This window comes from Paenibacillus puldeungensis (genome assembly GCF_042678945.1).
Classification (GTDB): domain Bacteria; phylum Bacillota; class Bacilli; order Paenibacillales; family Paenibacillaceae; genus Fontibacillus; species Fontibacillus puldeungensis.
In genome coordinates, this window is the sequence record NZ_JBHTLM010000014.1 from 19,201 (window position 1) to 33,176 (window position 13,976).

At 46.8% G+C, this 13,976-nt stretch carries 15 protein-coding genes; 6 read left to right on the forward strand and 9 right to left on the reverse strand.

The genetic code is table 11. From position 1 onward, the window contains the following. Nucleotides 1-162 precede the first annotated feature (162 nt). A complete protein-coding gene (locus ACFQ3W_RS17730) occupies nt 163-1,905 on the forward strand; it encodes a CPBP family intramembrane glutamic endopeptidase (RefSeq protein WP_379320577.1) in 1,743 nt (580 codons plus the stop codon). On the opposite strand, the gene uvrC is transcribed toward ACFQ3W_RS17730, so the two are convergent. Beyond that, nucleotides 1,862-3,721 (reverse strand): excinuclease ABC subunit UvrC, encoded by a 1,860-nt coding sequence (uvrC, locus tag ACFQ3W_RS17735; RefSeq protein WP_379320578.1) that lies wholly within the window; start codon nt 3,719-3,721, stop codon nt 1,862-1,864. The genes ACFQ3W_RS17730 and uvrC overlap by 44 nt on opposite strands. A 117-nt stretch (nt 3,722-3,838) precedes the next feature. After that, nucleotides 3,839-4,156, reverse strand: a complete 318-nt coding sequence (gene trxA / locus ACFQ3W_RS17740; RefSeq protein WP_379320579.1) for a thioredoxin — start codon at nt 4,154-4,156, stop codon at nt 3,839-3,841. A gap of 240 nt (nt 4,157-4,396) precedes the next feature. Between trxA and ACFQ3W_RS17745 the strand changes: the two genes are divergently transcribed. Further along, nucleotides 4,397-4,552, forward strand: coding sequence for a YqzM family protein (locus tag ACFQ3W_RS17745; RefSeq protein ID WP_379320580.1), 156 nt, complete (start codon nt 4,397-4,399; stop codon nt 4,550-4,552). 79 nt (nt 4,553-4,631) lie between these two features. On the opposite strand, the gene dnaI is transcribed toward ACFQ3W_RS17745, so the two are convergent. The 3 genes from dnaI to ACFQ3W_RS17760 all read right to left on the reverse strand — a co-directional run bounded on the left by dnaI (nt 4,632) and on the right by ACFQ3W_RS17760 (nt 7,715). Next, complete coding sequence (dnaI, locus tag ACFQ3W_RS17750) at nt 4,632-5,585, reverse strand: primosomal protein DnaI (protein ID WP_379320581.1); 954 nt, start codon at nt 5,583-5,585, stop codon at nt 4,632-4,634. 46 nt (nt 5,586-5,631) lie between these two features. After that, nucleotides 5,632-7,170, reverse strand: a complete 1,539-nt coding sequence (locus tag ACFQ3W_RS17755) for a helicase DnaB (protein WP_379320582.1) — start codon at nt 7,168-7,170, stop codon at nt 5,632-5,634. A 251-nt stretch (nt 7,171-7,421) separates the two neighbouring features. Continuing rightward, nucleotides 7,422-7,715 carry a YuiB family protein gene (locus ACFQ3W_RS17760; protein WP_379320583.1) on the reverse strand — a complete coding sequence of 98 codons (294 nt, stop codon included), beginning with the start codon at nt 7,713-7,715 and terminating at the stop codon, nt 7,422-7,424. Nucleotides 7,716-7,943: 228 nt separating this feature from the next. On the opposite strand from ACFQ3W_RS17760, the gene hemQ reads away from it, so the two are divergent. After that, nucleotides 7,944-8,690 (forward strand): hydrogen peroxide-dependent heme synthase, encoded by a 747-nt coding sequence (hemQ, locus tag ACFQ3W_RS17765; protein ID WP_379320584.1) that lies wholly within the window; start codon nt 7,944-7,946, stop codon nt 8,688-8,690. Between the two features lie 468 nt (nt 8,691-9,158). On the opposite strand, the gene ACFQ3W_RS17770 is transcribed toward hemQ, so the two are convergent. Continuing rightward, entirely contained in the window at nt 9,159-9,410 is a 252-nt protein-coding gene (locus ACFQ3W_RS17770; protein WP_379320585.1) for a hypothetical protein, read from the reverse strand. A 1-nt stretch (nt 9,411) separates the two neighbouring features. After that, nucleotides 9,412-10,605, reverse strand: a complete 1,194-nt coding sequence (locus tag ACFQ3W_RS17775) for an NAD(P)/FAD-dependent oxidoreductase (protein ID WP_379320586.1) — start codon at nt 10,603-10,605, stop codon at nt 9,412-9,414. Nucleotides 10,606-11,037: 432 nt separating this feature from the next. On the opposite strand from ACFQ3W_RS17775, the gene ACFQ3W_RS17780 reads away from it, so the two are divergent. Beyond that, the gene (locus ACFQ3W_RS17780) at nt 11,038-12,039 is read left to right on the forward strand and encodes an NAD(P)/FAD-dependent oxidoreductase (RefSeq protein WP_379320587.1); all 1,002 of its coding nucleotides are present in this window, start codon (nt 11,038-11,040) and stop codon (nt 12,037-12,039) included. Nucleotides 12,040-12,111: 72 nt separating this feature from the next. Further along, nucleotides 12,112-12,360 (forward strand): hypothetical protein, encoded by a 249-nt coding sequence (locus ACFQ3W_RS17785; protein ID WP_379320588.1) that lies wholly within the window; start codon nt 12,112-12,114, stop codon nt 12,358-12,360. A gap of 52 nt (nt 12,361-12,412) precedes the next feature. Here the strand turns inward: ACFQ3W_RS17785 and sda are convergent, their stop codons facing one another. Beyond that, a complete protein-coding gene (gene sda, locus ACFQ3W_RS17790; protein ID WP_379320589.1) occupies nt 12,413-12,556 on the reverse strand; it encodes a sporulation histidine kinase inhibitor Sda in 144 nt (47 codons plus the stop codon). Nucleotides 12,557-12,843: 287 nt separating this feature from the next. Next, on the reverse strand, nt 12,844-13,506 hold the full coding sequence (locus tag ACFQ3W_RS17795; protein ID WP_379320590.1) for a YheC/YheD family protein: 663 nt from the start codon (nt 13,504-13,506) through the stop codon (nt 12,844-12,846). Nucleotides 13,507-13,691: 185 nt separating this feature from the next. Between ACFQ3W_RS17795 and ACFQ3W_RS17800 the strand changes: the two genes are divergently transcribed. Then, entirely contained in the window at nt 13,692-13,916 is a 225-nt protein-coding gene (locus ACFQ3W_RS17800; protein WP_379320591.1) for a hypothetical protein, read from the forward strand. Nucleotides 13,917-13,976: the final 60 nt, after the last annotated feature.

Sequence of the window (13,976 nt, forward strand, 5' to 3'; positions counted from 1 at the left end):
TAAATCTGAGTCATGCTAAGGCTGGCAGATGTTATTGCGCCTTTACAAGATTTTCCCTTCTGCTATGGCGAAGGTTTTAACGCTGTGTTATCTTTACTTTGACGCACTTGGAAACAATTCATGCGATTTCAAACAAATTATTATTAAAGGAGTTCTTTGGAAATGAATTCTTCCACGAAACCATTCGGTCGCATCCTAAATCAAAAATCGATCTGGGTGCTGGCCGCTCTCGGACTGATTATTTTCTTGTTTGTACAAGTATTTCCATCAACGGCTTCTGAAACACTGGAAATGGACCAATCAAACAAGGTCATCTCCAAGCAGCAAGCCAGAAATGAAGCGATAAAATTCGCTCAATCCGTATTACAAATGAAATTAGACGGGCAGGAGCAGGCACTAGTTACTTACGAGACCAATTCAGATCTTTATGGTTATTTAACCAAAGAGGACCTGCTGGCATCATTTTCGAAGAAATATGAGAAAAAATTTCCTTACGACGTTTTTCGTGTTCATTTTACCCACCCGGATGCGGTATTAAACCAGCTTAACGTTGACGTACATATGACGACCGGCCAAGTCGTCCGATTTGAGAAAGTCGCTTCAGCCAGCACGGCCAATAAACAAATGATGCTGAAATATGGTAGCGAAACCGAAGCTTCTTTACGTTCTTGGGAAGGGGACATGACCCTCGCGGAAAAGGAAAAGCTCGCCGAACCTTACCTAAAAGCATTCGGGTTCCAAAGCGATCAACTGGAACTGGCATCCAAAGAAGGAGACGTCGGTCTCCTGTATCATGTACCCGGATCCAAAGTAGGAGAATCCCAGGCTCAGATCAAATTGCATTATGAATACGGCGCGGTCTCCTCGCTGGAAAGCTCCTTTTCGGTGCCACAGTCACATACGGATTATGTAAAGGGACAGACCAAAATTGCTAACTGGCTCACCTTTGGAGGATATGCTCTGTTTACGCTCGTGCTTGGCATTTTGGCTATAGTATACAGCGCTCTGACTAGAATGCATACCTCCTTTAAAAGAGGTATATTCCTAGCCTCCGTCTATTTCATTCTTTCCATGGCAGGAACGATCAATATGCTCCCGGCCTTCCAATCGGAGAGCACGGAGACCGGTGTTATCATGTTCGCACTAATCTTTCAAGGTCTGGTAACGCTATTCCTCGCCGCCTCCGTCTATTTCTCACTCGTCGGTGGAGACGGGCTGTGGCGGAAAAGTGAGCTGCGCTTATGGGCTCGGGCCAAGGAGCCAGGCTACGGTCGCCAAGTGCTCACTTCCATGGGCCAAGGATACGCTTGGGCCCTCATTTTGCTCGGTGTTCAGTCCATCATTTACATTGTGCTGGACAAAACCATTCATACGTGGTCAACAACAGATGCTACACAATCGCCTTACAATATGTATTACCCGTTACTACTCCCTCTGCTGGCTTGGGTGGCCGGGATCGGAGAGGAAGCCGTTTACCGACTGTTCGGGATACCGATGCTGAAAAAAATATTCCGTAGCACATTCGTCGCGAGTCTCCTGACGACGTTAATCTGGGCTTTCGGTCATACGCTTTATCCGATATACCCGGTCATTTCCAGACCGATTGAACTGACCTTTATTGGGCTTTTGTTCAGCTTCATTTTTTTACGATACGGATTTATGGCTGTCGTCTTCTCGCACGTCATTTTCGATAGCATTCTGATGGCTTTGAGTCTGATGTTTATGGGCGGGGCGCTCAACATTGGTGCCGGGATATTCTATATCGCTCTGCCAGCGATCGTCGCCTATATCATCTATCTGTTCAACCCGCCAGGGAAGGAACGGAAGGAACCGTTTCCGCTAAAAAGAGAGGAGCCGTTAATCACGACTCCTCAACCTCTTCCTCATCCCGAAGGGCATTTATAATTTCGCGGGCTAGCTTATCACCAATCGAAAGAGGCCGAAAGTCTTCGACGGAGGCCTCTTTTATTTTTTTGAGCGAGCCGAAATGTTTAAGCAGTGCCTTCCGGCGTTTCTCGCCGATCCCAGGAATGGCGTCCAGACGAGAAGCAACCATCGATTTGCCCCGCTGCTCGCGGTGAAATGAAATGGCGAAGCGGTGAACCTCGTCTTGGATCCGCTGTAGCAAATAAAACTCCTGGCTATCCCGAGCCAAATGAATCGGCGCCGGAGGATCAAATGCCATCAGCTGTGCCGTCTTATGCTTGGCATCCTTTACGAGGCCGCATACCGGAATGTAGAGGCCAAGCTCGTTCTCCAACACATCGGTTGCTGCAGAGATTTGCCCCTTCCCTCCGTCGACTACGATGAGATCGGGCATCGGTAGGTTCTCCTTCAGCACCCGTTCATACCGGCGACGAATGACCTCACGCATCGTCTCGTAATCGTCCGGGCCTTGAACGGTCCGGACTTTATATTTCCGGTACTCTTTCTTAGCGGGCTTGCCTTCGATAAAAACGACCATCGCCGATACCGGATTCGTCCCCTGAATATTCGAGTTGTCAAACGCCTCAATCCGGGAGAGTGAGGACAAGCCAATGGCCCGGCCTAAATTTTCCGAGGCCTTTGAAGTCCGCTCTTCATTGCGTTCAATGAGCTGAAACTTCTCGTTAAGCGACACACGAGCATTCTCCTCGGCCATTGTGATCATCTGCTTCTTAAGTCCACGCTGAGGCACGAGCGTCTTCACGCCAAGCCATTGCTGCAACGCAGCCGCTCCGGAGACGGAGTCAAGCATTTCGCCTTCTTCCTCCATTTCGGGAAGCAAAATTTCCTGCGGCAGCGCCGGATTTTCACTATAATACTGCGCCACATACGACAGAAAATCACTGTACGCATCACCATAGAACGGAAAGACGGATGCGTGCCGTTCAATCATTTTGCCCTGACGCATGTACAGAATTTGCACACACATCCAGCCTTTATCGACTGAGAAGCCAAAGACGTCGCGGTTTTTCGCATCCTTCGTCGTAATTTTCTGCTTCTCCATCAGCGCATCAATATTGATTATTTGATCCCGCAGCTCCTTGGCTCGCTCAAACTGGAGCTCCTCAGCCGCCTCCATCATTTTGCGCTGAAGCTCTTTTTTGATCTCCTCATGCCCGCCGCTCAAAAAAGAAGTGATCTCCTGGATCATCGCATCATACGATGCCTGGGGTACTTCCTGAACACATGGTGCGAGACATTGACCCATGTGATAATAAAGGCATACCTCTTTCGGCATAACGTTGCATTTACGCAGCGGATACATGCGGTCAAGCAGCTTCTTCGTCTGCTGGGCGGCATAGGCGTTCGGGTATGGCCCAAAATATTTGGCCTTATCTTTAAGCACCCGACGGGTTACTTCCAGCCGTGGATGCGGTTCATTGGTAATTTTAATATACGGATAAGTCTTATCATCCTTAAGTAGAACATTAAACCGTGGAGAATGTTTTTTAATCAGGTTGCACTCCAGAATGAGCGCTTCCATATTGCTTCCGGTCACGATATATTCAAAATCGCGGATTTCAGACACCAGCCGCTGCGTTTTTCCATCATGGCTGCCTGTAAAATAGGAACGAACCCGGTTTTTTAGTATTTTCGCTTTTCCGACGTAAATGATCTTGTCTTCCTTGTTCTTCATCAGGTAGCAGCCCGGAAGATCCGGCAGCAACGCCAGCTTATGCCGAATGTTCTCCAGCGCCTTCTCCTGCTCCTGAATCTCGTTCATAAATGAATCCATAACTCTATCCCTCCTCCCCCTACGGAATAGTTTACATCATTCTACATAGAAAACGCCCCCGGAAAAAACCGGAGGCGTTATTAAAGCGGCAGATCACTGCGCACCTCGTTGCCTGACTTATTGATGTTTAGCGATCAGATTTTTCAAGGTATCCTTGGAATTCAGGCCGACGATTTTATCCACCGGCTGGCCGTCCTTGAACAGGATTAGCGTAGGAATACTCATAACCCCAAAACGGGAAGCCGTTTCCGGATTATCATCTACGTTGAGCTTCGCAATTTTTACGGAATCCCCAACTTCTGTCGAGAGTTCCTCTAAAATCGGAGCGATCATTTTGCAAGGACCGCACCATGGTGCCCAGAAATCAACAAGAACCGGACCTTGTCCTTCAATCTCACCATTGAAAGACTGATCGGATACATTCACAATTGCCATGACAAATCTCCTCCTTATATGTTTGCAACCTTATTTTACAAACAGAAAAATGTGCTGACAGCTCCAGGAAAAAGCTGCCGAACCAATTATACCACACTTTTTTTAGGAAAAGAAAGCAGCTGATAGCGCCTTCTTTACAAAGTAAAATGCGATTGGTTATACTAAGAATAACCTAAAAACAAAACGTCTATGACATTTCGCATTGACGACATGACTAATTCGTGAGGAGGCCCCATCGCTATGGATGCAAATATGCATGCGAACGATCCGCGGCAGCACATCAACGAAGAACCCCGAAACGACCTGTTTGATCTGATGAATGGTTTTTTCGGAATGCTCACTTTTATGGCCGTTATATTTTTTGGCATGGTCATTATCAAATTTATCGCCAGCTAAACGGCAGCGTGCACATGTTGCTTTCATCGCTGCATCAAAGAGCCGGGTCCCTTGTAAAAGGTGCCCGGCTCTTATGATATTACGCACGCCCGCGCTTATTCGTTCCACCCACCTGAACAACATCGACAAACGGAGCAATCCTGTCCATTAACCGCTGGCCCTTATGAACCTCCTCGCCATCCTTGTTCGTAAAGCTGAGATGCTTCTCCAGCATTTTAAGCGAGTAATTTGAGGTATAAAATGTCGGTTTGCGGTTCATTCGGAAATTTAAAATCGAACCCATGACATGATCACGTACCCAAGGATTTAAATTTTCCGCTCCGATATCGTCAAAGATCAGTAAATCCACCTGCTTCATCATTTCTACCGTTTCCCGCAGCCTATCGTTATCCTGCAGCATCGACTTCAAATCCTCGACGAATTCCGGCATATACACAATTGCTCCGGAAAAGCCTTCCTTCGCCAGCTCATGGAGCAGGTAGCACATTAAAAACGTCTTGCCCGTTCCAAAATGCCCTTCAAGGTAAAGTCCCTTCATTTGAAGTCCGGATTCCTTCGTCTCTTGGATATAACGAAACACTTGACCAACAGCCGGAGCGCGCATGTTATCCTTGGTCATGATTTCAACAGCATCATAACCCTCTTCCAGGGCGCGGTCATCGACGTAGAAGCTGTGAATCCGCTTCTTCACGGACATCTCCCGCTCATGCTGCAACTCTTTAGTACAAGGAACCTGCCGGTCAATGAGCTGGGGTTCGCTGCCGATTCTCTCCACCGACAGTTTCGTAAAATGCCCGGGAAAATCGTTAGGGCATTGCTCGAGTCCGGGACAATTTGCGCAGTTCTGATGATCGCGGACATATTGATATAGTTTAGCCATCCCCCGCGTAAGCTGCTCTTCACCGAGCTCAGGGTGACTGCTGCGTAGCTCTCTTACCAGCGGTTCGCTCTTCAATCTGGCTGCCAGTTCCTCCGAACGGCGTTTCAGCTGTGAGCTATTCATTTGAGACAGCACTTCCCCAAGTGATTCCATAGCGTTTCATGCACCTTCCCCCGGCCCCTCGGCCATCTAACTCAAACTACATTCCTCTCGGTTTGCCAGCCTGCATTTGCTCCGCCATTTTCAGCAGCTCAGCAAACTCCTCTTCAGACACGGCTTGATCACCGCCGGATTTCTCCACGATCGGAATTTCCGGCTTCGGCTTGGCTCCACGGTTGGTATAGGTTCTTCCGCGGCCACCGTTTTTTTCCGCTGCTCCAGCTACCTTTTCCTTAACCTTAGCTTGGTCACGAATATATTGAACCGCCTTTTCGTATGTGCTCACCTGCTTGAGTAGCATATTCGCAGCGATGGCATCCACAAAGTTACGATTGATCCGTTGCTCTCCGCCCGAGGTGAGAAGCTGCATTAAATAGTGAATTAGGACGTTGATAACTTCCCCAGGCAGTTTGTAATTAAGATCGATTTTCTCAAATATATCCAGCAGGTTGTCCGGAATCGTCCCCGGAAAAAATATTTTCAAAAGCCGGGTATACGGCTCGTTGCGCAGCATCATATTGTACTGATGAATATCGCACTTGCTTTGGAATTGCGGCGGCACGTCCACATAGTACTCCATCTGCACGGCCACCTCTTCAGGATGGCTGGCATTTCCAGAGGTACTCTCTTGGGCTTTAGCCTCATCGCTTCGCAAAGAGACGATTTTACCCACGGTAACCTCACGCTCTTCCTTCCGCCGTTTCCCCTGCCGGAATTGCAGGTTCGCTTTATATTGAAGCTCATCCAGTACAATTGCACCGTTTTTATCGAAAATGTCGTCCTCATCAAGCAGACGGCAAATATCCTGCACGCTAAGCTCATACTTGCGGGCTACATAGTTGACGACTCCCATGCCTTCGGCATCGAAGCGAAGCGCCTCGACGAAAGCACGATTCCGGGACTCCCGTGGAAAACGAAGAATGATGTCCGCATAATTGATCACTTCATCCTCACCAGACAGCTGCGTTCCCGGCTGTCTGGTCAGCGCTGTTTCAGCGATTGCCTGCTCCAGCTCATAATCGATCGAATGCGTGTTAAGCTCAAAAATATCATAAAACGGAACAGATATATTTTCTTTATTGTAAGTGGCGCCAGGCCACTCCTCCGGTTCCTTGCTAAACATTTGCTCGCGCAACGCCATCACTGCAAACTTTCCGATCTTGTCGCGCAGCAGCAAAGTCAAATGCTGTGTTCTAAAAAACTCGGCAGGACCAAGCGGAGCCTGCAACTCGTATTCATACATATAATCGTCGCTATCCGGAACGTATAGACGGCTCGTCTGGAGCAGCCCGACTGCTTCCAACCGGGAAGCCTGTTCGATTAGAAACTTGCGGCCCTTCTCGCTCGGGTCGATGCCTAAGGTCAGAAACAGCTTACGTTGCTGTTCAATACCCGAATAGCCGACCTGCTCAAGCGGCACCTGCTCCGCCAGCAATCTAAACAGCGAGACGGCGAACGCACCGACCATCGGTTGATAAACGAGTCCGAGCATCTTGCCGTCCAAGGGGCTGAGGCAGAAGTCACGGTATACGCAATATTGGTGATTTTCAGTAAAATGAAGTATGTTGCTAATGCGCACGCTCCATCTCTCCTCCCATTTACGAACAAGTAGACTTTATCTATTTTAGCATAAAAGGCTTCGTCCTGAATCGCCCCAAGCTTACAAAAATCGCTGTTTTTCCCCGCGCGTCTTGTCGGCAGATGCGTTTTGCTTCGCTTTTTGCCTATCGCAGGAGACGACTCTAGCAAATCTACCCAAACTATTATTTTACAAAAAAAGAGGACCGCCCGGCAATTCGGACGATCCTTACCCCTATTCTCTATATTCTTTTAAAACATTTTGTATCCGCCCAGTCTCAGCTTGCGGATCGTCCATCCGCTCAAAATAGCCCCTATCAACCCAGCTACCGCCGTTAAATAATCGACTAGCCTAAAGGATGCCAAATAGACACCGAAGCTCTGCTCATGGTCCCATAACGTATATATAACGATTGGCAGAATAATAAGAATGAAAATATACGCAGGAAACCAGGTCGTCTTCATCAGCATATTGAGTATGAACCCGATGCCAAACATCATGACGAAGAATAACACCATCAGCACCAGCACGATGAGCCAACCCATCGCTCCCCCACCCTTCTATAAAACGCATTTGAATTTAACTTTCAACTATGAAATAGATCACATCTGTTCAAGCTAGTAGTAAGTTTACTAGAAAAAATGTAACGAAGCAATGAACTTTGGATGAAATGTTGGTGAATCGATTTGCTCCCTTAGCTCACCTTGAGATACAATAAAAGGAGTTGAATCTATTTATGGCGATCTCATTAGAAATCTAGGAGTGATTATACAATGAACGAAGCTGCATCAACCCTGGAAGGATGGTATGCCCTTCACGACTTCCGGACGATCAATTGGACCGCCTGGAAAGCAGCGGATGACGAGGAACGCGCCGGTGCACTGGAAGAGCTGCACAATTTTCTTCAGGAATGGAGCCTCATGGAGCAATCCAAAACTGGCAGTACGGCGGTATACTCTATCGTAGGCCAGAAAGCCGACATCGTGTTTATGCATCTTCGGGAAACGTTGGAGGAGCTAAGTGCACTGGAAACTGCCTTCAATAAAACGACCTTTGCCGAATATACAACAAAGGCTTACTCCTATGTCAGCGTTGTGGAGCTCAGCAATTATATGGCCTCCGGCGACGGCGACCCTAAAGCGAACCCTGAAGTTATGGCTAGACTTCAGCCTATTCTTCCTAAATCTAAGCATATATGCTTTTACCCGATGAATAAGAAGCGTGATCTTAGCGATAACTGGTATATGCTGCCTATGGAGGATCGTCGCTCGATGATGCGCAGCCACGGCATGATCGGCCGAAGCTACGCTGGAAAGGTTAAACAGATCATTACCGGTTCTGTCGGGCTCGACGACTGGGAGTGGGGAGTTACACTTTTCTCGGACGATGCGCTGCAATTCAAGAAGCTAGTTTATGAGATGCGGTTTGACGAAGTCAGCGCACGGTTTGGCGAATTCGGCGGTTTTTACGTCGGCAATGTGCTTGATGCGGAACTACTGGAGGAAATGTTGAGAGTATAAACTGCGAGTTTCGAATATAGGGTATAATAGATAGGCTTTGACGAACCTTTCAATAGGACCTGGCGGAGGAGATTCTCCGTCAGGTCCTTTATATTCTAGCGGGTTTTCACACCCCGCTCCACTGGTAAGCTCCGATTTGCGGTGGATTTGGCTATGAATTTGCGGTGCATATGAGGTAAATGCATAAAGTACATTTATTTTTCCCCATATCTCAATTTTTCTCGCTTTAATTGTAAAAAGTGCATTTAATAACCGGTCATAGCGCATCAATCAGCCTACTATACCTATTTAGTTGCACTTTTTGCATTTACTTATGCATGTCCTCGGAAAATGGATGAATTAGATGTACCAAATACAACTAGCTCATGTTCACAATTTCACCTGACGTAAATCTGTTCAAAATGAGTGTAAGATAGAATGATTCTGGCGGCAAAAAAAGAGGCCAGCTCAATTAGCGGCCCCCTTGATCTATTCTTCCTCCTGAAGCCCAGCTTGAAGTGATTCCAAGTACTCCGCCGTGGCTCGATCACGGTCACGACTCTTTTGCTTCAGCCGCTCGATCGCCGGAAGAATCAAAATATCGATTTCCCTTTGGATCGTATACGCCAAATCGTACTTCTGCTGTGATTCCAAATAAGAGCCGACCTCCATCATGGCGTTGTAACGATCCAGCTCTTCTCGGGTTAATAGCCCCCGAACCTGCACGCTGCAATGGCGCATATTAGAAGAATCTTCCTTTTCTCAGCACGAGCGGAATTCCGCCGATAATGAAGAGATAGCGCAAATCGACGAGTTTCTTCAACTGAGCGGCACCCCAGCCTTTATATTTCTTGCCGAATGCGGACGCCACCGCTTCCCCTTTACCAAGTGAGGCTACCGTTCCTTTATTGCTGAAGATGAATTTCTTCTGCTCTTTGCCTCGAATCGCGGCAACCACATTTTGAGCACAAGTGACGCCCTGCTGCATGGCAATTTGTGCTGTTGGCGGATAAGGACGTCCTTCGGCGTTAAACATGAGCGAGTTGTCTCCGATAATAAAGACGTTCTCATGTCCTGGCGCCCGCAGATAATCGTCAACTTTGACACGGCCCCGAGCCGTTTCGAATCCGGCAGCTTCCACAAGCCGATTACCGCGTATACCGCCAGTCCAAATCACGGTTGCAGACTTAATCTCTTCGCCTGTGGCCAACACAACCCCATTCGGGGTACATTCCTTAATGGCAACGCCGATCTTAAATTGAACACCTTTCTTACGAAGTACATCCATGGCGTAATCAACAAGCTCCGGATCAAAACCCGGCAGCGCCGTTGGAGCGGCTTCCACATTATAGACATTGACAAAGTTCGGATCTACATCATATTCTTTACATAACTGAGGAATACGATCGGCTAGTTCAGCAACAAATTCAATACCGCTAAAACCAGCTCCCCCTATGACGAAGTTCAAACGATCTGTACGAGATTCATCAGCCTTGTACAAGGCAAATTGATATTCAATATGCTGGCGAATCAAACGAACGGAGTTAATGCTGCGAATCGTCATCGCGTACTCTTTAAGTCCCGGAATGCCAAACGATTCTGGCTCACCGCCAAGCGCTATTATGAGGTAATCATAAGACAGCGTCCCATCCTGAAGCACTACTTTTTTATCGGTTAGGCGAATTTCCTGTACAATAGACTTCACAAGATCGATTTTAAATTCGTCGATCAACTTAGAAATGGAAACGCGTGTATGTTCAATCGAGTCCGTTCCGGCCGCTGGCATATGCAAATGAGTTGTGAAGTAATGGTAGTCATGACGGTTCACCAAGGTGACATCCGCCTCATTGTAATTCAATTCTTTCTGCAAACGTTGAGCGGTAAGAATCCCCCCGTAGCCTGCACCCAGAATTACAATCTTGGGTATGGTACTCATGAAATGTTCTCCTTCCAAATGTTAGCTCTCTATATTTTTATTTAAAGCCAAAAACTTCAATGTGAAAATTAACACATAAAATTTCAATCTTCGGCAACAATCCTAATAGATCTAATCTGCTCTAATTATATATGTTGCAAACAGTTTAAGCCTTAATTTTATTATTATCAAAACCATTCCGTTGTATTTTGCCAAATGTACTTTTTTCGTCACAAATTTGAGTGCATACATTTGAATGATATCGATTTTTTACCAAAAGATCAAGTCTTAAATTTGCACGTGCTCTCAGTCTTCCCAGTGTTTTCATTTCCAGATATATGTTATTTTTTGTGCAAAATTTTAAGTTGTCTTTGCAAGTCGAAGCGGGATGTTTATAATAAAGTAGAATTGACATTATAAAGCTTCAAGAAACCATCTGGAGGTGTTTGGCCTGTGTCATCTCAAATCAACAACGACGATTTTACCGATCTGCTTATCATTGGAGGCGGTCCAGCGGGAATGTTCGCCGCATTCTATGGTGGAATGAGAAAAGCTTCCGTTAAATTAATCGAAAGTATGCCTCAGCTTGGGGGACAAGTTGCCGCCCTCTATCCTGAGAAATATATTTACGATGTAGCCGGTTTTTCGAAAATTACCGGTCAAGAGCTAATAAACAATTTGAATGAACAGCTTGGCAAGTTTGAAGCGGACATTCGACTGGAAGAGAAAGTGATGCAAATCGAGAAAAAGGATGAGCGTGATTTTGTCGTTACAACGGATAAAGGGGTTCACCACGCTCGTGCTTTGATTATCACAGCAGGAGTAGGTGCATTCGAACCACGCCGGCTGGAGCTGGAAAATGCAGCACGTTTCGAGAAAACGAACCTGCATTACTTCGTCAGTGATCTCAATCAATTCCGCGACAGAAAAGTGCTGATTAGCGGTGGCGGCGATTCTGCAGTCGACTGGGCTCTCATGCTGGAGCCTATCGCTGAGCAGGTTACGCTCATTCACCGCAGAGACAAATTCCGCGCACATGAACATAGCGTTGAGAAACTGATGGCTTCCCGCGTTCAGGTTATCACGCCTTCGGAAATTTCCGTGCTACACGGCGAAGATCTCATTGAAAAGGTAACGCTCGCTCATGTAAAGACGAAGGAAACCCAGGATATCCTCGTTGATGATGTCATCGTTAACTTCGGCTTTGTTTCCTCGCTCGGCCCGATTGCAGAATGGGGACTCGACATTGAAGGCGGCTCGATCGTAGTCGACTCGCGGATGGAAAGCTCCATTCCCGGCATTTTCGCCGCCGGCGATATTACGACATATCCTGGCAAGCTGGATCTGATCGCTGTTGGTTTTGGTGAAGCTCCTACCGCCGTCAACAATGCTAAGGTATATATAGATCCGGAAGCTAAATTGTCCCCGGGACATAGCAGCAATCTCAAACTGTAGCTTTTACATGAAATAATAAGAAAAAGGGTATCTTAACTTTACGGAAAATAATGCCGTAAAGGAGAGATACCCTTGTCTTTTATATGCCCTTTATGCAACGGTCTAGCTCCACTAAATGCGACTTGTCCCGATTGCGGTCATGTGCTGGAGAATGAGGGGAAAAAAGAAGATTACGCAGGGCCTTATAGTCCCTACGGCTCCGCTGACCAGTACACCTCCACCATTTCCTCGCGTCACCCTTCCGGGTGTGAGCATGTGGTTCAATGTCCACATTGTCATGAAGCCTATATTTATCATGTCAACGCCTGGCAGGCGCTTTAATGGAATGTGGATAAGTCTCTCTAATAAGCCGCTATAGTAGCTTGTCCATTCATTATTGCACAAGGCTATACACAGCAGGCTCTAATTTACGTTTACGGATTTCTGCTAACAGCAGTGCGATAAATTCCCGGTCCAATTGCAATTCTGTCGCCATATGGTAGGATTCCAGCAGCAACTCGTCCGTTAACAGCGCCATTAGTCACACATCCTTTCTATTTTTTTCCTAATCATATCAAGAAAAAATTAGTAGAACAAGTGTTCCTCTTATCCACAACCGCTTGTGGAAATCCTGTGAATAACATGTTAGTAAGGTGGATAAAGTGTTGAAAAACGTACTGGGATAATGTGGACAAAAGTTATTCACAGGATATTAACGCCCCGTTTTTTGTCTAAAAATTTTTTTGTGGTAAGTAAGAACATTTCACCTGGCTGCCTGTATTTATACCATTTATTAGTTCATCTTGTATTGAATCTACTAAAATTTTATTGAGGACGTGTGTTCACTTCAAATATCCAAATCTTGCCATTCATATCCACCCCGTAGTCAAAGCCAAGCTCGGCAATTCCCGGGAATGAATTTTCCAGGATGTGTATGCACGTATTGGTTAAGGTGCGCATCTCACGCCGTTTCGGGCTGGCGGCCCGTCTACGGAGCGATCGCGTCAAACCTTCCTTTGCGCTAAGCTGTGTACCACCTTTGCACAGATTGGTAACGAACAATCCAGGTCTGGCTAAACGCCCCACCATGGAACGATAGACCCAAGCTCCGCCTTCCTTGACGACCTTTACCCGGTAGTCGATCGGTCTTCCCCCGATTCTAGCCAGGTTGATCCCCTGCTGAATCATGTATTTCCGGCGGACCTTCATCCGGTTTAGCGATCGGAACATCGTTTCAAAACTACTGAATCTGCTCTGCCTCGACATATAGGTAAAAGCGTAAACACCGCCGGCGTATGTCACCTTGATGACCCCATAACCTCCACCGCCGCGCAGCGGTTTAATGACCACCATTCGATACTGATGAAGCATCTGTCTTAACGTGTTTGCATTGTACAATCGGGTTTGCGGTATGTGGGCGGCCACGTCCGCATTGCTGAGAAGCGCCTCGGTCTTCAGCCATTTATTGGCCAGTTGTCTTCCCGCCATTCCACCATCCCCCTTTCTGGCACTATACGATAACATACTCAAAGACGGGGGGCATTTCTTGTATGATTGTCCAAGGCGCTTGCCTTTTTTCCGATTGGCCCTTTTGATGGCTGCTTTGCCAAAAACATGGATTAACGTATAATATGGGAGAAGATGGATTAACCAGAAGGAGGAGAATTGCTATTTTGCTGACGGCTTCATTCTCGGAGTCCTTGTTTACAGGGCTGTATTGGTTTGGGATGATCGCCATGTCGCTCGTATTGATCGGGGTCACGGTGACACTGTTCTGGATGGGCATTCAAATGCTTAGAAGCAAAAGCCCGCGTAAAGGCTTGGCAATCGGATGTATTGTGTTTTCACTTACCGCGAGCTGCATGATAGCACTGATGGTAGACAAGCAATTTTTTTAGTTCAAAAGATTCAAGTCATTCCTTGGAATGGCTTGAGTCTTTTTTTAAAATAAAACGTAT

Bases quoted from the DNA above. Each gene is read 5' to 3' on its own strand.
- ACFQ3W_RS17730 (WP_379320577.1), top strand. From the start codon at position 163: ATGAATTCTTCCACGAAACCATTCGGTCGCATCCTAAATCAAAAATCG.
- uvrC (WP_379320578.1), bottom strand. From the start codon at position 3,721: ATGGATTCATTTATGAACGAGATTCAGGAGCAGGAGAAGGCGCTGGAG.
- trxA (WP_379320579.1), bottom strand. From the start codon at position 4,156: ATGGCAATTGTGAATGTATCCGATCAGTCTTTCAATGGTGAGATTGAA.
- ACFQ3W_RS17745 (WP_379320580.1), top strand. From the start codon at position 4,397: ATGGATGCAAATATGCATGCGAACGATCCGCGGCAGCACATCAACGAA.
- dnaI (WP_379320581.1), bottom strand. From the start codon at position 5,585: ATGGAATCACTTGGGGAAGTGCTGTCTCAAATGAATAGCTCACAGCTG.
- ACFQ3W_RS17760 (WP_379320583.1), bottom strand. From the start codon at position 7,715: ATGGGTTGGCTCATCGTGCTGGTGCTGATGGTGTTATTCTTCGTCATG.
- hemQ (WP_379320584.1), top strand. From the start codon at position 7,944: ATGAACGAAGCTGCATCAACCCTGGAAGGATGGTATGCCCTTCACGAC.
- ACFQ3W_RS17770 (WP_379320585.1), bottom strand. From the start codon at position 9,410: ATGCGCCATTGCAGCGTGCAGGTTCGGGGGCTATTAACCCGAGAAGAG.
- ACFQ3W_RS17775 (WP_379320586.1), bottom strand. From the start codon at position 10,605: ATGAGTACCATACCCAAGATTGTAATTCTGGGTGCAGGCTACGGGGGG.
- sda (WP_379320589.1), bottom strand. From the start codon at position 12,556: ATGGCGCTGTTAACGGACGAGTTGCTGCTGGAATCCTACCATATGGCG.
- ACFQ3W_RS17795 (WP_379320590.1), bottom strand. From the start codon at position 13,506: ATGGCGGGAAGACAACTGGCCAATAAATGGCTGAAGACCGAGGCGCTT.